This is a genomic window from Paraburkholderia tropica (genome assembly GCF_014171495.1).
Classification (GTDB): domain Bacteria; phylum Pseudomonadota; class Gammaproteobacteria; order Burkholderiales; family Burkholderiaceae; genus Paraburkholderia; species Paraburkholderia tropica.
Map to the genome: position 1 here is coordinate 2,459,215 of NZ_CP049134.1, position 21,143 is coordinate 2,480,357.

Genomic DNA, 21,143 nt, shown 5'->3' on the forward strand with positions numbered 1-21,143 from the left:
TCTCGCGCAAATAAAAACGGGCACCCGAGGGTGCCCGTTTTTCATCGCGAGTGCGCCGCGCTCAATTCCAGTCGAGACCGCCGCCATAGCCGATCAGCAGAATCACGAGACCGAACGCAATGCGATACCACGCGAAGGCCGTGAAATCGTGCGAGGCGACATAGCGCAGCAGCCAGCGCACGCAGGCGAACGCGCTCACGAACGCGGCCAGAAAACCGACGCCGAAGAGGCCGAGCCAGTCGACCGACAAGGTCTGCCACGTCTTGTGCAGTTCGTAGAGCGTCGCGCCGAAAATCACCGGAATCGCGAGAAAGAACGAGAACTCGGTGGCGACGCGCCGTTCGAGACCGAACAGCATCGCGCCGATGATGGTCGAGCCCGAGCGCGACATGCCGGGAATCAGCGCGAAGCATTGCGCACAGCCGACCTTGAACGCGTCGAGCACGGTGATTTCGTCGAGGGAGTTCACGCGCGCGGGCGTCGCGGTGCTTGCCGTGGTCGCCCCGCTCGCGCCGTCCGCTGCGGCGACGCTCAAGCGCCCACCCGAAGCCGCCGCCGCGCGCCGCCGCCCTTCCACCCACAGAATGATCACGCCGCCCGCGACGAGCGCGAACGCCACCGGCACGGGCGAGAACAGCATCGACTTGATCGCCTTCTCGAACATCAGGCCGAGCACGACGGCCGGAATGGTCGCCACGATCACGTTGAGCGCGAAGCGGCGCGCGTCCGGCCGCGAAGGCAGACCGACGACGACGCTGCCGATCTTGCGGCGGAATTCCCAGCACACGGCGAGGATGGCGCCGAACTGGATCACCACGTCGAAGGTCTTTTCGAACTCGCCGTCGAAGCCGAGCACGCTGCCCACCACGATCAGGTGGCCGGTGCTCGACACCGGCAGAAACTCCGTGAGTCCCTCGACGATGCCCAGAATCAGGGCCTTGCAGGTTATCAGCCAGTCCATCCGTTCTCCTCGCCATTGAGTGCGCCGGACGGGCCGCCAGTCGAATTGTCGAAGCGCGCCCGCCGACGGCTGTGCGGCGGGCGTTTCGTCGCTTATTTCTCGACGATCTGCACGCGTATGCCGTTTGTAAGGATGGTGATTGTACCGGGTTCGTAGTTCACCCCGGCAAACTGGAGTTGATCCGGCTTGAAGGTGTAGACCGGATAGTTGGTCAGCAACTGCGTCGCCGCCAGCGCGGCCACCGCATTGACCTGCTGCGCGTAGCCGGCGGCGTTGCCCTGCATGTCGACGCTGTCGACCGACGGCGCGCGCAGCAGCACCGAGCGGCTCGCCGCGTCATAGACCATTTCGCTCGACAGCGTGAACGCGCCGTCGACCGGCTGCTGCATCAGCGGGCTGGCCAGATGCGCGTCGACACGAATGGCGACGCGGTTGCGGTCCGGCAGCAAGGTCACGACCGGATTCGTCAGCGCAACCTCGAAAAGCTGCTGCACCGAACGGTGATACGGGAACTTGCGCTGCACCGCTTCCTGCACCTGCTCGCGCGAAAACGTGTAGTGATCGGGGATGAACGGAAAGGTGCCGGTCGCGCAGGCGCCGAGCGACATGGCCGCGCCGGCAGCGGCGCAGGCCACAAGCAGAAAGGCTCGCCGCGTGGCGCGCGCGGCGCCGGGCGTGGAGGACGGGGCGCGCGGCGCGCGTCGGATCATGCGAAATCTCCTTGAGAGACGACTGGGTAACGGCTGGGTAACGGCGGGGTTACGACTGATACATCGCGCAGTCGTGACGGCATTCAGTGCGCGCCGGGCTGCGTGGCCGCTTCGAGCTGCGCGATCCAGACCAGCGCCTGTTCGCGCGTGTCGCCGCACATGTCCGCCTGCGGTTGCAGCCCGGAGCAGCAGGCGGGGCGCAGCGGCGAACCGAAGATCCGGCACTGCAGATCGTCGTCGAGCTGGATACAGGGCACGCCCGCCGGCTTGCCTTGGGGCATCCCCGGAATCGGGCTCGAAATGGACGGCGCGATACAGCATGCGCCACAACCGGGGCGGCACGCATGTTCGGACGGGGTGACGACAAGACCTGCGCTCAACTCGAATTCCTGAATTTCATAACTGTACGGGGCCAAAGCAAGGAAAACCGGCCGGAAAATCGTGTTCGCATTGTGCCATCGCAAGCTGCGACCTTTTTACACAAACGTCGGCGACGGCGCCCTCTTACACTGGATTCATCCGGCGCTGTAAGACGCCCCTCCGGGGACGCCATCCGGCGCGTCATACCCACGAGAATCTCGCATGAGCGACGCCGACCTGCTCTTCCGCCCCGACCTGCTCGCCAAATACGGCGCAAACGGCCCTCGGTATACGTCCTATCCGACCGCACTTCAGTTCCGCGACGATTTCAATCTCGACGATTACCGCCACGCCGCCGAAGATCCCGGCGCGACCGACACCGACCTCTCGCTCTACTTCCACATCCCCTTCTGCGACACCGTCTGCTTCTATTGCGGCTGCAACAAGGTTGCGACGAAAAACCGCGCCCGCGCGAAACCGTACCTGAAGCAACTGGTGCGCGAGATCGAAATGCAGGCCGCGCTGTTCGACACCAAACGCCCGGTCTCGCAGTTACATTGGGGCGGCGGCACGCCCACTTTCCTCTCGCTCGACGAAATGAGCGCGCTGATGGCCGCCACGCGCGAGCACTTCGCGCTGCGTCCGGACAGCGAAGGCGAATATTCGATCGAGATCGATCCGCGCGAAGCCTCGGCGCGGACCGTCGCGCACCTGCGCCAGCTCGGCTTCAATCGCCTGAGCCTCGGCGTGCAGGATTTCGATCCGATCGTGCAGGAAGCGGTCAATCGCGTGCAGCCGCTCGACATGACCGTCAACGTGATGAACGCCGCACGCGAGCACGGCTTCGAGTCGATCAGCGTCGACCTGATCTACGGTCTGCCGCACCAGACCGTGCAAAGCTTCCGGCGCACGCTCGACACCATTCTGATGCTCGCGCCCGACCGCCTGTCGGTGTTCGGTTATGCGCACATGCCGCAGCTCTTCAAGATGCAGCGGCAGATCGACGCCGCCGCGCTGCCCACGCCCGCCACGCGGCTCGCGCTGCTGCAACTCGTGGTCGAGCAGCTCACCGACGCGGGCTATGTCTACATCGGCATGGATCACTTCGCGCTGCCCACCGACGAACTCGCCCGCGCCCAGGCAACGCGCACGCTGCATCGTAATTTCCAGGGCTACAGCACGCGTGCGGACTGCGATCTGATCGGTTTCGGCGCTTCCTCGATCGGCAAGGTCGGCGACGTCTACGCGCAGAACGCCAAAGAGCTGCCGGCTTACGGCGCGGCCATCGACGCCGGCCGGCTGGCGATCTCGCGCGGCATCCGCCTCAGCGCCGACGACCGCCTGCGCCGCGACATCATCACCGAGCTGATGTGCAATCTGGAACTGCGTTTCGACGAATTCGAGGCCGCTTACGGCGTGCGCTTCCTGAGTGCCTTCGCGCCCGAACTGGAGCGCCTGCGCGGCTTCGAGGCCGACGGTCTGGTGGCGCGCAGCTCGAACCGGCTCGACGTGCTGCCCGCCGGGCGCATGTTCGTGCGCAACATCGCGATGGTGTTCGACCACTATCTGGGCACGCAGCCGATGGAGCGGTTTTCGCGCACGGTTTGAGGGCGATCTTGCCGCGCCTGACTACGCCTCACGTCAGCAAGTTGCCTGCGGCGCCGATTTGCGTCATAATTTACGGCTACTTCGCGTGTCTGTCCTGCAGACCCCCGAAAACTGCCTCGGTGGTGAAATTGGTAGACGCGCCGGACTCAAAATCCGGTTCCGAAAGGAGTGCCGGTTCGATTCCGGCCCGAGGCACCAGAATCCACGCACAAAGCCCCGCTCTCGCGGGGCTTTGTCGTTTCTGCGGCGGCGCGTTCAGCGCAGATTCGTCTGCGCCAGTTCCACGACCTCGTCGCCACGGCCGCTCAGCACCGCGCGCAGCATGTACAGACTGAAGCCCTTCGCCTGCGCCCATTGCAGCTTGGGCGGCATCGCGAGCTCGTGCTTCGTCGTCACCACGTCGACGAGCGCCGGGCCGTCGTGCGAGAACGCCGCGCGCAGCGCGTCGTCGAGCGCTTCCGAGGTTTCCACGCGCACGCTGAAAATCCCCGCGCCCCTGGCGATATCGGCGAAATTGGTCGCGATGAGATCCGTGCCCGTCTCCAGATAGCCGCCCGCCTTCATCTCCATTGCCACGAACCCGAGCGAGCTGTTGTTCAGGACAACGATCTTGATCGGCAAATCGAGCTGGCGCGCGGAAAGAATATCGCCCATCAGCATCGAGAGGCCGCCGTCGCCGGACAGCGAAATCACCTGGCGTCCGGCGTGCGCGGCCTGCGCGCCGAGCGCCTGCGGCATCGCGTTCGCCATCGAGCCGTGATTGAACGAGCCGTGCAGACGGCGGCGTCCGTTCATCGTCAGATAGCGCGCGGCCCAGAGCGTGGGCGTGCCGACATCGACGGCGAAGATCGCATCGGGCTCGGCGAGCGCATCGACGCGCGCGGCCACGTATTGCGGATGCAGCGGCTTGCCCGCGGGCGCCGGACGCGCGAGGTCGTCGAGACTCTTGCGCGCGTCGGCGTAATGCGCGCGCGCGCGCTCGAGAAAGCGGCGATCGGTCTTGCGCGTGAGCTTCGGCGCGAGCGCCCGCAAGGTCTCGCGCACATCGCCGACGAGGCCGAGCGTGAGCGGCGCGCGCTTGCCGAGCGCCGCGGCGTCGCGGTCGATCTGCACGATGTTCGCGTCGGCGGGATAGAAGTTCCGATACGGGAAGTCGGTGCCCAGCATCACCAGCGTGTCGCACGACATCATCGCGTGATAGCCCGAGCTGAAGCCAATCAGCCCGGTCATGCCCACGTCGAACGGGTTATCCCATTCGACGTATTGCTTGCCGCGCAGCGCATGCACGGTCGGTGCGCCGAGCGCATCGGCGAACGCCACCACTTCGTCGTGCGCGCCCTTGCAGCCGCTGCCGCACAGCAGCGTGACGGCGTCCGAGCGATTGAGCAGATCGGCGAGCCGGTCGATGTCCGCCGACGAGGGCAGCGTCGCGGGCCGCGACGTCTGCGCCCAGGTCGGATCCTCCTCGGGCGCGTCGAGCAGCGCCACGTCGCCCGGCAGCACGATCACCGCGACGCCCTTCTGGTCGATCGCCGTGCGCAGCGCCGTGTCGAGCACGCGGGGAAACTGCGAGGCGTTCGTCACGAGTTCGACGTAGTGCGCGCATTCGCGGAACAGTTCGGTCGGATGCGTTTCCTGAAAGTAGCCGAGGCCGATTTCCGTCGACGGAATGTGCGCGGCGATCGCGAGCACGGGCGCGCGGTTGCGGTGCGCGTCGTAGAGTCCGTTGATCAGATGCAGGTTGCCGGGACCGCAACTGCCCGCGCAGACCGCGAGCCGGCCGGTCGCGGCGGCTTCGGCGCCGGCCGCGAAGGCGGCCACTTCCTCGTGACGCGTGTGCATCCAGCGGATCGTGCCGAGTTTGCGCAAGCTGGCCGACAGCCCGTTCAGGCTGTCGCCGGTGACGCCCCAGATGCGTTCCACGCCGACTGCTTCGAGTGTCTTCGCCAGATGATCCGCGATCGTCTTCGCCATACTGTCCTCCGTATCGGTTGCCGCGCGCAGCGGCCAGCGCGCGGTGCCGGGCGCGCTACGCTCGAGAAAAGGGGGAATGTGAACGGGCCACGGAGGCCGCCGCGCGTGGCGCGACGCGTACCGGTTCATCGCGGTACGTTACGCCATCCGCGCAAAACACGTCGTTAAGCGAACAGCATCGCAAGCGAATTCGACAGTGGCTGCAAGGCGGTCGTCATCTTCGGGACCGCGTGAGAAAACGGCGCAGCGGCGCGCAGTCGCTAAAATGCTGCGGTTTGCAGCAGCCCTCAGCCGTTTTCCGCCGCCAGCGTCACGTCATGAATCTCGAAAGCATTCTCTTCACCCAGGGCTTCGGCTCGCGCCGCCAGTGCCGCTCGCTCGTCGCGGAAGGACGCGTCGCCGTCGCGGGCGCGCCGTGCGACGACCCGGGCGCCGACTTCGACACCGAAGGGCTCGTGTTCAGCGTCGACGGCGCCGAATGGCCGTTCCACGCGCAGGCGTATGTCGTGCTGAACAAGCCCGCGGGCTACGAATGCTCGCGCGATCCGCAGCATCATCTGAGCGTGTTTCACCTGCTGCCGCCGCCATTCGCCGCGCGCAACGTGCAGTGCGTGGGCCGGCTCGATCAGGACACGACCGGCCTCCTGCTGCTCTCCGACGACGGCCAGTTCGTGCACGCCTTCACGTCGCCGAAGCGCAAGGTGCCGAAGCTCTACATCGCGACCACGAAGCACCCGATCGACGACACGCAGTTGAACGCGCTGCGCGAAGGCGTGCTGCTGCACGGCGAGCGCGAGCCCAGCGCGGCGGTCTCGGCGCAGGCGCGCGGCGAGCACACGCTCGAACTGAGCGTGCTCGAAGGCAAATATCACCAGGTCAAGCGCATGGTGGCGGCGGCCGGCAACCGCGTGGAGGCGCTGCATCGCGAGCGGATCGGCGGCTACGCGCTGCCCGACGATCTCGCGCCGGGCACCTGGCGCTGGCTCGATGCCGCCGCGCTCGACGCACTGCGCAACAAGGGGTAAACCACAGGCGCGCCCGCGCCGCCCCGCCGCTCGGAGCGTTGCCCCGCATGGGCGCGCGAAACGGCCCCTTTTTTGCCGCGCCGCAGCATGCTGTTGCTGACAAAGCGCCCTATACTCGTTTAAACAACGATTACAAGTTGCAAGGAGGGGGCATCATGATCATCAACGGCACATACGACATTCCAATCGTGTTGATGCTTTTCGTGGGACTGGGGGCGATCCTGATCGGTGGCCTGCTGGCGTGGATGCATTTGCGGCATCGCTATCATCCGAACCTGATCGGCGCGCTGATCGGCGCCCTGTTCTGCTTCCTCCTGCTCGAGGCGCTGCCGGCCATCACGTGAACGGCACGCTTGCGCCATGCCGCCCGCCCGCTCACGGGCGCGGCGGTAGCGTGCGCAGGAACGCATCCACGTCGGGGTAACGCAGGCGCACGCGCAATTCGCGCTTCAGGCGCGCATTGTCGAGCCGCCGCGACTCCCGCATGAACGAGAGCAGGACCGGATCGAGCTCGCGCTCCGCCTGCGCGCGGCTGACGCGCGGCGCTCGCGCGAGGCCGAACGCATCGGCGACCCGGTCGAAATACGTCCCCATTTTCATTTCGCTATCGTCCGACGCGTGGATCACACGCGCCGAGCGTCCGTGCGTGGCGAGCCGCAGCATGATGGCCGCCAGATCGTCGGCGTGGATGTGGCTCGTGTAGACGTCGTCGGCGTCGAGCAGCGCCGGCGTGCGTTTCTCCAGCCGGGCGAGCGGCAGGCGCGTGGCCGCGTAAATGCCCGGAATGCGCGCGATGGTGGCGCTCAGCGCGCCGCGCGCCGTCGCCCGCCGCAGCAGCCGCTCGGCGGCCACGCGTCGCTTGGCGCGGGCGTTCGCGGGCCGCGGAGCGCGGGTTTCGTCGATGCGCGCGCCGCCGCAATCGCCGTAAACACCGGTCGTGCTCGCGTACACCAGCCGGGGCCGCGCAGGGGTCGCGCGAGAGGCTCGCCCGGTACGCTCGGGTACAATGGAGGTCGCTTGTCCGGCCGTTGCGGGCCGCGCCGCGGAACGTCGCCGCGCCTTGAGCGCCGCGATCAGGCGCCGCGTGCGCAGGTCGCCATCGCCGTCTTTCGGAGGCGGCGCGAGGTGCAGCACGACGTCCGCCAGCCCGGCAAGGCGCGCAAGACTCGCGCGTGCGTCCAGGTCGCCCGCCACGGGCGTGGCACCCGCGGCACGCAGGATGTCGGCGCGCTCGGCGCGACGCGCGAGCGCAAACACACGCGGGCGTGCGGGCCGCGCACGCAACTGGTCGACACAGCGCAGACCGACGTCGCCGCTGCCGACGATGAGAATGCGCGCACGGCGCAGATTTCGTGTGGCAATCATGGTGGAACCATTTTAGCCGCCGAGGCACGGATGCGAGGGCACCGCCCCACCCCACGCTCCGGATTACCGATCACAGACTGGCTTTCTCGAACATGGCATTCAACGTAACGCTCAAGCAAAGCGGCCGGACCTTCCAGGTCGAACCCGACGAACCCATCCTCAACGCGGCGCTGCGTCAAGGCGTCGGCTTGCCCTACGGCTGCAAGAACGGCGCCTGCGGCTCGTGCAAGGGCACGGTCTGCAGCGGCGACGTCGAGCAGCGCGCGCACGCGGCGTCGGCGCTGTCGAATGACGAGCGCACGCGCGGCATGGCGCTGTTCTGCTGCGCGACGGCGCAGACCGACCTCGAAATCGACATCCGCGAAGTAGCGGGCGTCGGCGACATGCAGGTGCGCAAGCTGCCCACCCGCATCGCCGCGATCGAGCGCAAGGCCGACGACGTCATCGTGCTCAGGCTGCAACTGCCCGCCAACGAGCGCCTCCAGTATCTGGCCGGCCAGTACCTCGAATTCATCCTCAAGGACGGCACGCGCCGCTGCTACTCGATGGCGAGCGCCCCGCACGAGGAAGGTCCGCTGGAACTGCACATCCGCCACATGCCCGGCGGCAAGTTCACCGACCACGTCTTCACGCAGATGAAAGAGCGCGACATCCTGCGCTTCGAAGCGCCGCTCGGCACCTTCTTCCTGCGCGAGGATTCGGACAAGCCCATCGTGCTGCTCGCGTCGGGCACCGGCTTCGCGCCGCTCAAGGCGATCGTCGAGCACGCGGTTCACAAGAACCTGAACCGCCCGATGACGCTCTACTGGGGCGCGCGCCAGAAGAAGGACCTGTATCTGCTGGAACTCGCCGAGCAGTGGGCGAAGGACATCCCGAACTTCCGCTTCGTGCCGGTGCTCTCCGAGCCCGCCGCGGAGGACGCCTGGACCGGCCGCACGGGCTTCGTGCACCGCGCCGTGATCGAGGATCTGGCCGATCTGTCCGGCCATCAGGTCTACGCGTGCGGCGCGCCGGTGATGGTCGAGTCGGCGCAGCGCGATTTCACGCAGCATCACGGCCTGCCCGAAGACGAGTTCTACGCGGACTCGTTCACGAGCGCCGCCGACCTCGCGAATCCGGTCTAAACGCCTGCCGATGCGCGCGTAACGGCTCGTTGCGCGCGCAATTCCGCGCAATCCGGCCCAATCCCGCGGGTCCGGCGGCCCGCCGCCGCGGCCGCCGTCACGAAAAATTCTTCGGCCGATCGGCGAGATTCGGCACATTGATGGTTTACATCGCCGTTCGGCTTGTCGTATTCTTGCGCCCATGAACCGCCTCCTGTCCGCTCTCCGACGTCGCCGCTCGCCCCACCTTTAGGGCCTGGCTTAGTTACGGACGCGCGTTGCATCGTTCAACGCACAGGAAAGTTCGAATCACGAAAGCCACGGCCAGTCCGTGGCTTTTTGTTTTTCTGCCGTTCCATTCACCTGTTCTCAACCCTTTTTGCAGCCCCAGCGCGGAGCCCGTTGCCATGAATTTTTCCGAGTACCCGATCGAGTCGCTGATGTACATCACCAACCGGCCCGAAATCGTTTTCACGCATGGCAAGGGGTCGTGGCTCTACGACAACGAAGGCAAGCGCTATCTCGACTTCATTCAGGGCTGGGCGGTCAACAGCCTCGGCCACTGCAACGACGGCATGATCGAAGCGATGGACAAGCAGGCGCGCCTGCTCATCAATCCGTCGCCGGCCTTCTACAACGAGCCGATGGCGCGTCTCGCGGGCCTGCTCACCGAGCATAGCTGCTTCGACAAGGTGTTCTTCGCCAACAGCGGCGCCGAAGCCAACGAAGGCGCGATCAAGCTCGCGCGCAAGTGGGGCAAAAAGCATCGCGACGGCGCGTTCGAGATCATCACTTTCGACCACAGCTTCCACGGCCGCACGATCGCGACGATGTCGGCGAGCGGCAAGCCGGGCTGGGACACGATCTACGCACCGCAGGTGCCGGGTTTCCCGAAGGCCGATCTGAACGACATCGCGTCGGTCGAGAAGCTCATCAACGCGAAGACGGTCGCCGTGATGCTCGAGCCGATCCAGGGCGAAGGCGGCGTGATCCCCGCTACGCGCGAATTCATGCAGCAGTTGCGCGCGCTCACGCAAAAGCACGGCATCCTGCTGATCGTCGATGAAGTGCAGACCGGCTGCGGCCGCGCGGGCACGCTGTTCGCCTACGAACTGTCGAACATCGAGCCGGACATCATGACGCTCGGCAAGGGCATCGGCGGCGGCGTGCCGCTCGCGGCGCTGCTCGCGAAAAAGGACGTCTGCGTGTTCGAAGCCGGCGATCAGGGCGGCACCTACAACGGCAATCCGGTGATGACGGCCGCCGGCTACTCGGTGATCTCGCAACTGGTCGCGCCGGGCTTCCTCGAAGGCGTGCGCGCGCGCGGCGAATATCTGCGCGAAAAGCTGCTCGAACTGTCGGCGGAACGCGGCTTCGAGGGCGAGCGCGGCGAAGGTCTGCTACGCGCGCTGATGCTCGGCAAGGACATCGGCCCGGCGATCGTCGACAAGGCGCGCGACATGCAGCCCGACGGCCTGCTGCTGAACGCGGCGCGCCCGAATCTGCTGCGCTTCATGCCGGCGCTGAACGTGACGACCGAGGAAATCGACCAGATGATGGCGATGCTGCGCACCATCCTCGACTCGCTGTAAATACACGCAGCCCAGCACGGAGCCCATGCGATGACCGTCACGATCCGCGCCTTCGCCGAAGCCGACACCGAAGCGGTGCTCGCGCTCTGGCGCGAGGCGTTTCCCGAGTACAACGATGCGAGCCGTCCGCATCGCGATCCGCGCCGCTCGATCGCGAACAAGCTCGGCACGCAGCCGGAGCTGTTCTTCGTGGCCATCCGGCGCGACGGCGAGGCAGACGGCGCGCTCGTCGGCTCGGCGATGGCGGGTTACGACGGACATCGCGGCTGGCTGTATTCGGTCGCGGTCGCGCCCGAGGCGCGTCGTCTCGGCCTCGGCACGCGGCTCGTGCGGCACGCCGAAAGCGCGCTGGCCGCGATGGGCTGCCTGAAGCTCAACCTTCAGGTGCTCACCGACAAGCCCGAGGTGCTCGCGTTCTACGACCGCCTCGGCTATCGCGCCGACGCCGTGATCAGTCTCGGCAAGCGTCTTGCCGTGCAGGAGTCCGAAGCGCTCGCCTGAGTACTGCTGAGGTCGCCGTCAGGACTGCCTTCGGCACAAAGAAAAAGCCGCATGGGTTTCGCAACCCATGCGGCTTTTGTCTTATCGGCGCCCGCGCGGAGCGCGTTCGTTCACTCGCCCACTTACTCGCCGAGATACGCCGCGCGCACCTTCGGATCGTCGAGCATCTGCTTGGCTTCGCCTTCCATCGTCACGAGACCGGAGTCCATCACGTAGCCGCGATTCGCCGCCTGCAGCGCGAGACGCGCGTTCTGCTCGACCAGCAGCACCGTGATGCCTTCCGACGAGATCGTGCGCACCACTTCGAAGATCTTCTCGACCATGATCGGCGAGAGACCCATCGACGGCTCGTCGAGCAACAGCAGCTTCGGACGGCTGATGATCGCGCGCGCCATCGCCAGCATCTGCTGCTCGCCGCCCGAGAGCGTGCCCGCGAGCTGCGTGGCGCGTTCCTTCAGGCGCGGGAAGAAGCCGAACATGCGCTCGACGTCCTTCTGGATGCCGTCCTTGTCGTTGCGCAGGTACGCGCCCATCTGCATGTTTTCGAGGATCGACATGCGCGCGAAGATGCCGCGGCCTTCCGGCACCATCGCGAGGCCGCGCTTGAGCAGTTCATACGCGGGCACGCCCTTGATCGACTGGCCCATGTACTCGATGTCGCCCGACGCGTACGGCTTCAGACCGGTGATGGCCTTCATCGTCGTGGTCTTGCCCGCGCCGTTCGCGCCGATCAGCGTGACGAGCTCGCCCGCGCGGACTTCCATGTCCACGCCCTTGACCGCCTGAATGCCGCCGTAGTTGACCTGCAGGCCCTTGATTTTCAGAACCGGTGTAGACATCAGTGAACCCCCGCACCCAGATACGCCTCGATCACCTTCGGGTCCTTCTGCACGTCTTGCGGCAGACCCTCGGCGATCACCTTGCCATAGTCGAGCACTGTCATCCGGTTGCACAGGCCCATCACCAGTTTCACGTCGTGCTCGATCAGCAGGATGGTCTTGCCATCGGCGCGGATCTTGTCGAGCAGGCGCGTGAGTTCGACCTTCTCGGTCGCGTTCATGCCGGCCGCCGGCTCGTCGAGCGCGAGCAGCTTCGGATCGGTTGCGAGCGCGCGCGCGATTTCCAGACGGCGCTGGTGGCCGTACGAGAGATTGCGCGACGTGTAGTCCGCGTATTGCGCGATGCCCACGTATTCGAGCAGTTCGAGCGCGCGTTCCTTGATCTCGCGTTCCTCCTTGCGCTCCGAAGGCGTCTGGAACACCGCGCCCAGCAGGCCGTGCTTCGTGCGCACGTGACGGCCGACCATCACGTTTTCGAGCGCTGTCATGCCGCCGAACAGACGGATGTTCTGGAAGGTACGCGCGATGCCCGCCTTCGCCACCTGATAGACGGCGGTCGGCGTATAGGCTTCGCCGTCGAGCTTGAACTCGCCCGAATCGGGCGTGTAGAGGCCGGTGATCACGTTGAAGAACGTGGTCTTGCCGGCGCCGTTCGGGCCGATCAGACCGTAGATCGTGCCTTCCTCGATCTGCAGGCCCACGTCGGAGAGCGCCTGCAGGCCGCCGAAGCGCTTGTTCACGCCCTTCACGGACAGGCGGATGGATTTATTGCTCATGTTCTGTTCCTCTCCTGTTCGCAATCAGGCGCGCACCGGCTTCTTGCTGCCGCGCTTGGCGATCTTCGCGATCTTGTCTTCGTGCTTCGGCGACGGCCACAGGCCTTCCGAGCGATACAGCATGATCACGACCATGGCGAGACCGTAAAGCAGCTGGCGAATCACTTCCGTATCGACGATTTCATGGCCGAACAGCATGTGCTGGAGCGGGCCCATCGTCGAGCGCAGGAACTCGGGGAAAATCGCGAGCAGCACGGCGCCGAGAATCACGCCGGGGATGTGGCCCATGCCGCCGAGCACCACGCAGGCGAGCACCACGACCGATTCCCAGAACGTGAACGATTCCGGCGACACGAAGCCCTGGAACGCACCGAACATCGCGCCCGACAGGCCGCCGAACGACGCGCCCATCGCGAACGCCAGCAGCTTCACGTTACGCGTGTTGATGCCCATCGCCTTGGCGGCGATTTCGTCTTCGCGGATCGCGGCCCATGCGCGGCCGATACGCGAGTGCTGCAGACGCGTACACACCCAGATCACGAGCAGCGCGCAGATCACGAAGGCGTAGTAATACATATAGACCGACGTGAACGTGAAGCCGAGGAACTCGTGCGGCTGCGCGAGATTGAAGCCGAACACGTGCAGCGGCGCGACGCCGGTAATGCCCTGCGGGCCGTTGGTGATGTTCACCGGACGGTCGAGGTTGTTCATGAAGATACGAACGATTTCCCCGAAGCCCAGCGTCACGATCGCGAGGTAGTCGCCGCGCAGACGCAGCGTCGGCGCGCCGAGCAGAATGCCCGCGATCGCTGCGAACGCCATCGCGCACGGAATCACGATCCAGTACGGCGTATGCAGGCCGCCCGGGAACATGCTGGCGATCCACGCGAACTGCGAGGTCAGGTGCGGCGACGTCAGCAGCGCGGCCGTGTAGGCGCCCACCGCGTAGAACGCGATATAGCCGAGATCCAGCAGGCCGGCGAAGCCCACCACCACGTTCAGGCCCAGCGCGAGCATCACGTAGAGCATCGCGAAGTCGAGCACGCGCACCCAGTAGTTGCCGCCCGTTGCGCCCACCACGAACGGCAGCGCGGCCACGACGATCGCGGTCACGATGCCGATCGCGTACGTGCGCGTCGTGTTCTTCTCGGGGATGAGCGTCGTCGACGGCTCGATCGGTTGAATTGAAGTCATGTTGATCTACTCCCTCTTATGCGCGATCCGCGACACGTTCGCCCAGCAGCCCCGACGGACGGAACACGAGCACCACGATCAGCACGACGAATGCGAACACGTCCTGATAGTTACTGCCGAACACCCCGCCGGTCAGATTGCCGATGTAACCCGCGCCGAGCTGCTCGATCAGACCGAGCACCACGCCGCCGACCATCGCGCCGCCGAGATTGCCGATACCGCCCAGCACCGCGGCCGTGAAGGCCTTCATGCCGGGGATGAAGCCCATGTAGAAGTGCGCGTTGCCGTACTCCGACGCGATCATCACGCCCGCCAGCGCCGCGAGCGCCGAGCCGATCATGAAGGTCGCCGAAATCACGAAGTTCGGGTTCACGCCCATCAGGCTCGCGTTAGCCGGGTTTTCGGCGATCGCACGCATTGCGCGGCCGAGCTTGGTCCGGTGCACGAGGATCAGCAGGCCCGCCATCACGAGGAACGCGACCACGATGATCACGATTTCGGTCGGCGAGATCACGGCGCCCACGCCGGTCTCGGACGGCTTGATGACGTTGATCGGATCGGTCGAGATGAGCTGCGGGAAGGCCAGCGGATTGCGGCCCCAGATGATCATCGCGAGCGTCTGCAGCAGGATCGAGACGCCGATCGCGGTGATCAGCGGCGCGAGACGCGGCGCGCGGCGCAGCGGCCGGTAGGCGACCCGTTCGATGGTGTACCCGACGAACGCGCAGACCACGGCGGCGATCACGAGCGCGATGCACAGCGTGGGGATGTTCCCGAGGCCGGGGAAGTGATTCTGCAGCACCGTAATCGCGGAGAGCGCCACCATCGCGCCGACCATGAGCACGTCGCCGTGCGCGAAATTGATGATGCCCAAAATCCCGTACACCATCGTGTAGCCCAGTGCAATGATGGCGTAGATGCTGCCAAGCACCAGCCCATTCAGGATCTGCTGGACGAAAATATCCATTTAATGCTCCTTAGCCCGTGCGACCGGATTCGCGCTGTCATCGGCCGGTGGGCGATGTTTTACGGAACCGCAACGACACTTTCGGGTACTGAAGTAAAAGACCGGTAACGGTTGGCCGCACCCGGTTCGCGTTGTCGCTGTGTTGCAGCGGCAGGCTCGCCGGAAGCGGATGCAAAAACGGCACCGTCGGATGGTTCGGTGCCGTCGGGTTCAACTACCTGTCACATTCGCTGCGACGCGTGCGCGGCCCGCCTTGAGGCCGGCTGCGCAAACGTCATACGTCATGACTCCCTGGATCGGGCCGAGAATCTCTGCCTCGCCACCGTTTACGGCAGCATCGGCCAGGACCTTTCGGACCGCGACAAAAACCGCTCTCGCGCCGCGGCTATCACATGCAACATGTGTGCCAGCCGCGAGTGCAACGAGCGCGTCTGCCGACCCTGACGACGTCGCGACGCGTGCTTCATTGCGTGCTGCGCCGTTCTGATCGTCGTGTCCCAACTGCGGACAAGCTTCCTCCGGGAGTGCAACGGTCATCGATGTCGCGCCCCTGCCCCGTCGTGCACCGCGGATGTGCCACGCCTTGCGCGGCGCAACCGCAGCCGCGACAGTTGCGGCAACAGCAAACTCGATTTGCATTAAACAGGTCTCCTGCGCCTTCCGAAATGCTTGCCTGATGGGCCTCGCGCTGACGTCCGGCCCTCAGAACGCGCGCATTGTAACTCCAATTATGCAGGCGGCAATATTGTTGAATCGGCAGGGTTTTCCTGCATTGCAACCATTTTCGAGAAGACACTCCAGAGACGGTTGCACCATGGGTTGCGCCGTATTTTCGTGCATCAGTTGCACCAAAAATCGGCAACACTCACATCAAGTGTTGCGACGGCCAGGCGCGGGGCCTTATCGGGCGGGCATCGGCTGCACCACGATGAACAATTAAATGGCGATTGAGTTCGCGCACGCATTTGGTGCGGATGCTGAAAAATCGTTATTGAGACATCGATTTATCGGGGTCAGATATCCGGCGACGACCCCGCCCCATAGCGAAAACACCTAGTCCAACCGGCCGTGGCGACGTGGTTCACCGCACACTTTTAATTATCGAACCCCATTTATTTACGGGGCGGATTGCGGCGGCGGGACATAAAAAAAGCGCGCCCAAGGGCGCGCTTCTTCATGCAGAGGCTGACTGAATAGTCAGACGCTCGCGGCGATCAGGCCACTTGCCCGAGCCCGCGCGGCAGCGGAAACGCGATGTTTTCCTCGATGCCTTCGAGCGCGCGCACGTTGCGCACGCCCAGTTCGTTCAAACGCTGGATGATCTTCTGCGCGAGCGCTTCGGGCGCCGACGCACCCGCCGTCAGGCCGATACGGCGCTTGCCTTCGAGCCAGGCCGGATCGATCTGGTCGGGCGCATCCACCATATAGGCGGGGATGCCGCGCTTTTCGGCCACTTCGCGCAGGCGATTCGAATTCGAGCTGTTCGGGCTGCCGACCACGATCACGACGTCGCACTGCGGCGCCATGAACTTCACCGCGTCCTGACGGTTTTGCGTGGCGTAGCAGATGTCCTGCTTCTTCGGCTCGCGAATGCCCGGGAAGCGCGCCTTGAGCGCCTCGATGATCTCGGCGGCGTCGTCGACCGACAGCGTGGTCTGCGTGACGAACGCGACGCGCGCCGGATCGCGCAGCGACAGCGCCTCGACGTCGGCGATGTCCTCGACGAGATACATGCCTTCGTGCGCCTGCCCCATGGTGCCTTCGACTTCCGGGTGGCCCTTGTGGCCGATCATCACGATGTCGAGGCCTTCGTCGCGCATCTTCGCGACTTCGACGTGCACCTTGGTCACGAGCGGACAGGTGGCGTCGTAGACGCGCAGCCCGCGCGCCTCGGCGTCGGTGCGCACGGCCTTCGACACGCCATGCGCGCTGAAGATGACGGTATTGCCGGACGGCACTTCATCGAGCTGTTCGATGAAGATCGCGCCTTTCTTGCGCAGGTCCTCGACCACGTACGCGTTGTGGACGATCTCATGGCGCACATAGATGGGCGCACCGTGGATCTGGATGGCGCGCTCGACGATCTCGATAGCGCGATCGACGCCGGCGCAAAAGCCGCGCGGCTGCGCGAGCAGGATTTCGGCTTCGGCGACTTCAGCGCGGTCGACGACAGTAGACGTGTCCGTGGAGGTCATGGGCTTTACAGGATTCCGATGATTTGCACTTCGAACGCAACCGCCTGGCCAGCGAGCGGATGGTTGAAATCGAACAGCGCGGAGGTCTCGTTCACTTCCTTGAGCACACCCGCGTAGCGGTTGCCGTCCGGTGCGTTGAATTCGATGAGATCGCCCGGATTGAACGACTCGCCAATCATGGCGTTGTCGCGCAGCGTCTTGAGCGAGATGCGCTGGATCAAGTCGGGGTTGCGCTGACCGAAGGCGATGCCGGGTTCTAGCTGAAAGGTGGAGTGGTGACCGACCTTCAAACCTTGCAGAATGTTTTCCAGCGGCGGCGCAAGCTGCCCGGCGCCCAGCAGCAGCGTGGCGGGCCGGTCGGCAAACGTGTTGACGATTTCGGTGCCGTCGGCGAGGGAAAGCCGGTAATTCAGCGTGACGTGGGAACCCGGTTTCACCTCGGAAATATCGATGATGCTCATGCGGTACTCGTTTCGTCTGGTCGCGCCCTCGGGCGCCGGTCGGTCGCGCGCAAGCGCGAGCGGAAAAGCCCCATTGTAAGCCACATAGTTCCTGGACGGACGCCACATGCGAGCGGCATCCACGTCCGCAACGAGGAGATTCAATTGGTGAAAATTGCCTGCGATACGCCCCTCTGGAACGACGGGACCAAGCCGAGGCGCCGCGCCATGCCGCGCGAGCGGCTGCGCGAAGCCGGTCCGGCGGCGCTCTCCGATCTGGAACTGGTTGCGCTGCTGCTCGGCTCTGGCCTGCCGGGCCATAACGTCTTCGACGTGGCGCGCGCCCTGCTCGATCACTTCAAATCCTTACGCGCGATGCTCGACGCGCCGCCCGAGGAGTTCGAAAGTGTGCGCGGCATCGGCCCGGCGAAGGCGGCCATCCTCATGGCCGTGGTCGAGCTGGCGCGGCGCGCGCTCGCCGAGCAGCTGGAAGAAAAACCGCTCGTCGACTCGCCCGGCGCCGTCGAAGACTACCTGCGACTGATGATCGGCAGCCGCTCGCAGGAGGTGTTCGTCTGCCTCTTTCTCGACGTGCGCCATCGCCTGATCCGTTACGAGGAAATCGCGCGCGGATCGCTCACGCACATGGCGGTGTATCCGCGCGAAATCGTACGGCGCGCGCTGATGCTCAATGCCGCGAGCCTGATCGTCGCGCACAACCACCCTTCCGGCGCGGTCCAGCCGAGCGCGAGCGACCGCCGCCTCACGCGGGTGCTGCGCGACACGCTGGCGCTCGTGGAGGTGCGCCTCGTCGATCACATGATCATCGGCGCGCGGGAGACGTTTTCTTTTGCTCGCCACGGACTAGACTGAAAGCCGGGCCGCCGAACGCCGCGACGCGCGACCAACCCGCACCCTAGCCGCACCCAACCCGCGCGCGTTCCGGCACGCTTTTATGCGTGTTTGCGGAAGGCGTCGGCGCCGCGACCGTCGTGCATCCGCACGACATGATCTGCAAATCGTGTTTGATTTTCCTGGGCTTTTTCTGCTAGACTCTCGGTTTGCCTATTTTCAACCCTGTTCCGAAGGCCCGTCAAGGCGTTCCGGGGGAAATATGGCCTGGGTTCGAGGTTGTCTCTCATCCATACGTGAGCGCGCTCTTATTCCGGCCATTTCTCGCCTGGGAAACTTAAGCGGCTCTCGAACTCAGAATTTCCGTAGGAGTGTACTCATGGCACGTGTCTGCCAAGTCACTGGGAAAGCGCCGATGAGCGGCAACAACGTTTCCCACGCTAACAACAAAACCAAGCGCCGTTTCCTCCCGAATCTGCAAAATCGCCGTTTCTGGGTTGAAAGCGAAAACCGTTGGGTGCGTCTGCGCATCTCGAACGCAGGCCTGCGCCTGATCGACAAGAACGGCATCGACTCCGTGCTCGCAGACCTGCGCGCACGCGGCGAACTGTAAGGAGTAAGTCATGGCCAAGGGTATCCGCGACAAGATCAAGCTCGAGTCGACCGCAGGCACGGGTCACTTTTACACGACCACGAAGAACAAGCGCAACATGCCGGAAAAAATGTCGATCAAGAAGTTCGACCCGGTTGTTCGCAAGCACGTCGAGTACAAGGAAACGAAGATCAAGTAAATCTTGATCCGAGCCTGACGAAGACATTCAAAGCCCCGCTCTCGAGCGGGGCTTTGTTATTTCTGCCCCGCTTTCGCAGCGGGTTTTTTTGTTTTCCCGGCGCGTCCGTTCACCATCGCGTAACGATCTTTTGATCTCTACCTACACGGTGTAGCTTTTCGTCGGCTCCCCTATCGGAGTATGCTTCCCGCTTCACTCGCCGCCGGCGGCGGCAGAAAGCGCAGAACAAGAGAGACGGAGAGGCAGCACCATGAATTTCGATGTAGCGATCGTCGGCAGCGGGCTGGCGGGATTGAGCGTGGCCCTGAATCTGGCCGAAACGCGCCGCGTGGTGATCATCGCCAAGCGCGCGATGACCGAAGGCGCGAGCGACCGCGCGCAAGGCGGCATCGCCGCGGTGCTCGATTCGGCGGACAGCGTCGAAAACCACGTCGACGACACGCTGGTCGCAGGCGGCGGCCTGTGCGACGAGGCGGCCACGCGCTATATCGTCGAGCATGGCCGCGAAGCGATCGAATGGCTGATCGGCCAGGACGTGCCGTTCACGAAGGACGCCGCCGCCGAACTCGGTTTCCACCTCACCCGCGAAGGCGGCCACAGCCATCGCCGCATCATTCACGCCGCCGACGCCACCGGCCACGCCGTGGTGCAAACGCTGCTCGAACGCGCGCGCCAGCATCCGAACATCACGATCCTCGAAGATCATCAGGCGATCGACGTGATCACCTCGGATCGTCTCGGCCTGCCGGGCCGCCGCTGCCACGGTCTCTACGCGCTCGACCTCAAGAACGACCGCACGGTCACAATCCAGGCGCCGCACACGGTGCTGGCGACGGGCGGCGCGGGCAAGGTCTATCTCTACACGACGAACCCCGACACCGCGACCGGCGACGGAATCGCGATGGCCTGGCGCGCGGGCTGCCGCGTGGCGAACATGGAGTTCATCCAGTTCCACCCGACCTGCCTGTTCCACCCGCACGCGAAGTCGTTCCTGATTTCCGAGGCCGTGCGCGGCGAAGGCGGCGTGCTGCGCCTGCCCGACGGCACACGTTTCATGCCCGAACACGACGCGCGCGCCGAACTCGCGCCGCGCGACATCGTGGCCCGCGCGATCGACTTCGAGATCAAGAAGCACGGCATCGACTGCGTGCATCTGGACATCAGCCATCAGCCGCCCGCGTTCCTCGAAGAGCACTTCCCGACCATCCTCGCGCGCTGCCGCGAGTTCGGCATCGACATCACGAAAGAGCCGATTCCGGTCGTGCCCGCCGCGCATTACACCTGCGGCGGCGTGGTCACCGACCTCGCGGGCCGCACCGATCTCGCGGGCCTCTACGCGGTCGGCGAAACCTCGTACACGGGGCTGCACGGCGCGAACCGCCTCGCGTCCAACTCGCTGCTCGAATGTCTCGTGATCGGTCGCTCGGCGGCGGAAGCGATCGAAGCCGAGGGCTTCGAAGCGGCCGCGCACGCCCCGCTGCCCGACTGGGACGAAAGCCGCGTGTCCGATTCCGACGAGGAAGTCGTGGTCGCGCACAACTGGGACGAGCTGCGCCGCCTGATGTGGAATTACGTCGGCATCGTGCGCACCGACAAGCGTCTGGAGCGCGCACAACACCGCATTTCCCTGCTGCGCGACGAAATCCAGGAGTACTACGCGAATTTCCGCGTGACGCGCGATCTGCTGGAACTGCGCAACCTCGTCGAAGTGGCCTCGCTGATCGTCGAGAGCGCGCGCTCGCGGCGCGAAAGCCGCGGTCTGCATTACAGCCGCGACTGGCCGAATTCGCTGCCGAAAGCGCTGCCGACCGTGCTCGCGCCCGAGCGCGTGCGCAACCGCAACGTCGCGTAAGTCGTCGCGCGAATAAAAAAGGCCGCCTCTCGCGAGGC

At 65.1% G+C, this 21,143-nt stretch carries 21 protein-coding genes and 1 tRNA gene; 11 read left to right on the forward strand and 11 right to left on the reverse strand.

Annotated elements, in window-relative coordinates; translation table 11 throughout:
* Positions 1-61 precede the first annotated feature (61 nt).
* The 3 genes from G5S35_RS11080 to G5S35_RS11090 all read right to left on the reverse strand — a co-directional run bounded on the left by G5S35_RS11080 (position 62) and on the right by G5S35_RS11090 (position 2,051).
* Complete coding sequence (locus G5S35_RS11080; protein ID WP_074984001.1) at positions 62-961, reverse strand: undecaprenyl-diphosphate phosphatase; 900 nt, start codon at positions 959-961, stop codon at positions 62-64.
* A 92-nt stretch (positions 962-1,053) separates the two neighbouring features.
* The gene (locus G5S35_RS11085) at positions 1,054-1,671 is read right to left on the reverse strand and encodes a DUF1439 domain-containing protein (protein WP_074984003.1); all 618 of its coding nucleotides are present in this window, start codon (positions 1,669-1,671) and stop codon (positions 1,054-1,056) included.
* 83 nt (positions 1,672-1,754) lie between these two features.
* Positions 1,755-2,051 (reverse strand): YkgJ family cysteine cluster protein, encoded by a 297-nt coding sequence (locus G5S35_RS11090; protein ID WP_065058129.1) that lies wholly within the window; start codon positions 2,049-2,051, stop codon positions 1,755-1,757.
* 202 nt (positions 2,052-2,253) lie between these two features.
* Here G5S35_RS11090 and hemN point away from each other — a divergent pair, with 202 nt between their 5' ends.
* Together hemN and G5S35_RS11100 are read left to right on the forward strand one after the other, a co-directional pair.
* Positions 2,254-3,639: an oxygen-independent coproporphyrinogen III oxidase gene (hemN, locus tag G5S35_RS11095; RefSeq protein ID WP_065058128.1), complete on the forward strand. Its 1,386-nt coding sequence runs from the start codon at positions 2,254-2,256 to the stop codon at positions 3,637-3,639.
* A gap of 113 nt (positions 3,640-3,752) precedes the next feature.
* A tRNA-Leu gene (locus G5S35_RS11100) sits at positions 3,753-3,837 on the forward strand.
* Between the two features lie 57 nt (positions 3,838-3,894).
* On the opposite strand, the gene poxB is transcribed toward G5S35_RS11100, so the two are convergent.
* A complete protein-coding gene (poxB, locus tag G5S35_RS11105; protein WP_074984007.1) occupies positions 3,895-5,613 on the reverse strand; it encodes a ubiquinone-dependent pyruvate dehydrogenase in 1,719 nt (572 codons plus the stop codon).
* 317 nt (positions 5,614-5,930) lie between these two features.
* Here poxB and G5S35_RS11110 point away from each other — a divergent pair, with 317 nt between their 5' ends.
* Positions 5,931-6,638 (forward strand): pseudouridine synthase, encoded by a 708-nt coding sequence (locus G5S35_RS11110; protein WP_065058127.1) that lies wholly within the window; start codon positions 5,931-5,933, stop codon positions 6,636-6,638.
* A gap of 155 nt (positions 6,639-6,793) precedes the next feature.
* Complete coding sequence (locus tag G5S35_RS11115) at positions 6,794-6,982, forward strand: hypothetical protein (protein ID WP_065058126.1); 189 nt, start codon at positions 6,794-6,796, stop codon at positions 6,980-6,982.
* A 31-nt stretch (positions 6,983-7,013) separates the two neighbouring features.
* Here the strand turns inward: G5S35_RS11115 and G5S35_RS11120 are convergent, their stop codons facing one another.
* Positions 7,014-8,003: an NAD-dependent epimerase/dehydratase family protein gene (locus G5S35_RS11120; RefSeq protein WP_183038302.1), complete on the reverse strand. Its 990-nt coding sequence runs from the start codon at positions 8,001-8,003 to the stop codon at positions 7,014-7,016.
* Between the two features lie 92 nt (positions 8,004-8,095).
* Here G5S35_RS11120 and G5S35_RS11125 point away from each other — a divergent pair, with 92 nt between their 5' ends.
* The 3 genes from G5S35_RS11125 (at position 8,096) to G5S35_RS11135 (ending at position 11,199) form a co-directional block, all read left to right on the forward strand.
* Entirely contained in the window at positions 8,096-9,127 is a 1,032-nt protein-coding gene (locus G5S35_RS11125; RefSeq protein ID WP_183038303.1) for a CDP-6-deoxy-delta-3,4-glucoseen reductase, read from the forward strand.
* A gap of 386 nt (positions 9,128-9,513) precedes the next feature.
* The gene (locus G5S35_RS11130; protein WP_065058123.1) at positions 9,514-10,698 is read left to right on the forward strand and encodes an acetylornithine transaminase; all 1,185 of its coding nucleotides are present in this window, start codon (positions 9,514-9,516) and stop codon (positions 10,696-10,698) included.
* A gap of 30 nt (positions 10,699-10,728) precedes the next feature.
* Positions 10,729-11,199 carry a GNAT family acetyltransferase gene (locus tag G5S35_RS11135; protein ID WP_065058122.1) on the forward strand — a complete coding sequence of 157 codons (471 nt, stop codon included), beginning with the start codon at positions 10,729-10,731 and terminating at the stop codon, positions 11,197-11,199.
* Between the two features lie 122 nt (positions 11,200-11,321).
* Here the strand turns inward: G5S35_RS11135 and G5S35_RS11140 are convergent, their stop codons facing one another.
* The 6 genes from G5S35_RS11140 to G5S35_RS11165 form a co-directional block, all read right to left on the reverse strand.
* Positions 11,322-12,038: an ABC transporter ATP-binding protein gene (locus G5S35_RS11140; RefSeq protein WP_065058121.1), complete on the reverse strand. Its 717-nt coding sequence runs from the start codon at positions 12,036-12,038 to the stop codon at positions 11,322-11,324.
* Positions 12,038-12,814 carry an ABC transporter ATP-binding protein gene (locus G5S35_RS11145; RefSeq protein ID WP_065058120.1) on the reverse strand — a complete coding sequence of 259 codons (777 nt, stop codon included), beginning with the start codon at positions 12,812-12,814 and terminating at the stop codon, positions 12,038-12,040. Before G5S35_RS11145 ends, G5S35_RS11140 begins: the two co-directional genes overlap by 1 nt.
* 24 nt (positions 12,815-12,838) lie before the next feature.
* Positions 12,839-14,008, reverse strand: coding sequence for an ABC transporter permease subunit (locus G5S35_RS11150; protein ID WP_065058119.1), 1,170 nt, complete (start codon positions 14,006-14,008; stop codon positions 12,839-12,841).
* Between the two features lie 16 nt (positions 14,009-14,024).
* Complete coding sequence (locus G5S35_RS11155) at positions 14,025-14,975, reverse strand: branched-chain amino acid ABC transporter permease (RefSeq protein WP_065058118.1); 951 nt, start codon at positions 14,973-14,975, stop codon at positions 14,025-14,027.
* Between the two features lie 1,214 nt (positions 14,976-16,189).
* On the reverse strand, positions 16,190-17,170 hold the full coding sequence (gene ispH, locus G5S35_RS11160; protein ID WP_065058117.1) for a 4-hydroxy-3-methylbut-2-enyl diphosphate reductase: 981 nt from the start codon (positions 17,168-17,170) through the stop codon (positions 16,190-16,192).
* 5 nt (positions 17,171-17,175) lie between these two features.
* Entirely contained in the window at positions 17,176-17,631 is a 456-nt protein-coding gene (locus tag G5S35_RS11165; RefSeq protein WP_065058298.1) for an FKBP-type peptidyl-prolyl cis-trans isomerase, read from the reverse strand.
* Between the two features lie 144 nt (positions 17,632-17,775).
* On the opposite strand from G5S35_RS11165, the gene radC reads away from it, so the two are divergent.
* From radC to nadB, 4 genes are all read left to right on the forward strand, one after another.
* The gene (gene radC, locus G5S35_RS11170; protein WP_420874514.1) at positions 17,776-18,483 is read left to right on the forward strand and encodes a RadC family protein; all 708 of its coding nucleotides are present in this window, start codon (positions 17,776-17,778) and stop codon (positions 18,481-18,483) included.
* Positions 18,484-18,841: 358 nt separating this feature from the next.
* A complete protein-coding gene (rpmB, locus tag G5S35_RS11175) occupies positions 18,842-19,075 on the forward strand; it encodes a 50S ribosomal protein L28 (protein WP_027794135.1) in 234 nt (77 codons plus the stop codon).
* 10 nt (positions 19,076-19,085) lie between these two features.
* Entirely contained in the window at positions 19,086-19,253 is a 168-nt protein-coding gene (gene rpmG, locus G5S35_RS11180; protein ID WP_027817504.1) for a 50S ribosomal protein L33, read from the forward strand.
* A 250-nt stretch (positions 19,254-19,503) separates the two neighbouring features.
* Entirely contained in the window at positions 19,504-21,105 is a 1,602-nt protein-coding gene (gene nadB / locus G5S35_RS11185) for an L-aspartate oxidase (RefSeq protein ID WP_065058116.1), read from the forward strand.
* Positions 21,106-21,143 lie beyond the last annotated feature (38 nt).

Excerpts from the sequence above, each read along its gene's own strand:
- poxB (WP_074984007.1), bottom strand. The coding sequence starts at position 5,613 with ATGGCGAAGACGATCGCGGATCATCTGGCGAAGACACTCGAAGCAGTC.
- G5S35_RS11110 (WP_065058127.1), top strand. The coding sequence starts at position 5,931 with ATGAATCTCGAAAGCATTCTCTTCACCCAGGGCTTCGGCTCGCGCCGC.
- ispH (WP_065058117.1), bottom strand. The coding sequence starts at position 17,170 with ATGACCTCCACGGACACGTCTACTGTCGTCGACCGCGCTGAAGTCGCC.
- rpmB (WP_027794135.1), top strand. The coding sequence starts at position 18,842 with ATGGCACGTGTCTGCCAAGTCACTGGGAAAGCGCCGATGAGCGGCAAC.
- G5S35_RS11155 (WP_065058118.1), bottom strand. The coding sequence starts at position 14,975 with ATGGATATTTTCGTCCAGCAGATCCTGAATGGGCTGGTGCTTGGCAGC.
- G5S35_RS11140 (WP_065058121.1), bottom strand. The coding sequence starts at position 12,038 with ATGTCTACACCGGTTCTGAAAATCAAGGGCCTGCAGGTCAACTACGGC.
- G5S35_RS11125 (WP_183038303.1), top strand. The coding sequence starts at position 8,096 with ATGGCATTCAACGTAACGCTCAAGCAAAGCGGCCGGACCTTCCAGGTC.
- nadB (WP_065058116.1), top strand. The coding sequence starts at position 19,504 with ATGAATTTCGATGTAGCGATCGTCGGCAGCGGGCTGGCGGGATTGAGC.
- G5S35_RS11135 (WP_065058122.1), top strand. The coding sequence starts at position 10,729 with ATGACCGTCACGATCCGCGCCTTCGCCGAAGCCGACACCGAAGCGGTG.
- G5S35_RS11145 (WP_065058120.1), bottom strand. The coding sequence starts at position 12,814 with ATGAGCAATAAATCCATCCGCCTGTCCGTGAAGGGCGTGAACAAGCGC.
- hemN (WP_065058128.1), top strand. The coding sequence starts at position 2,254 with ATGAGCGACGCCGACCTGCTCTTCCGCCCCGACCTGCTCGCCAAATAC.
- rpmG (WP_027817504.1), top strand. The coding sequence starts at position 19,086 with ATGGCCAAGGGTATCCGCGACAAGATCAAGCTCGAGTCGACCGCAGGC.
- G5S35_RS11080 (WP_074984001.1), bottom strand. The coding sequence starts at position 961 with ATGGACTGGCTGATAACCTGCAAGGCCCTGATTCTGGGCATCGTCGAG.
- G5S35_RS11150 (WP_065058119.1), bottom strand. The coding sequence starts at position 14,008 with ATGACTTCAATTCAACCGATCGAGCCGTCGACGACGCTCATCCCCGAG.
- G5S35_RS11120 (WP_183038302.1), bottom strand. The coding sequence starts at position 8,003 with ATGATTGCCACACGAAATCTGCGCCGTGCGCGCATTCTCATCGTCGGC.
- G5S35_RS11130 (WP_065058123.1), top strand. The coding sequence starts at position 9,514 with ATGAATTTTTCCGAGTACCCGATCGAGTCGCTGATGTACATCACCAAC.
- G5S35_RS11085 (WP_074984003.1), bottom strand. The coding sequence starts at position 1,671 with ATGATCCGACGCGCGCCGCGCGCCCCGTCCTCCACGCCCGGCGCCGCG.
- G5S35_RS11165 (WP_065058298.1), bottom strand. The coding sequence starts at position 17,631 with ATGAGCATCATCGATATTTCCGAGGTGAAACCGGGTTCCCACGTCACG.
- G5S35_RS11115 (WP_065058126.1), top strand. The coding sequence starts at position 6,794 with ATGATCATCAACGGCACATACGACATTCCAATCGTGTTGATGCTTTTC.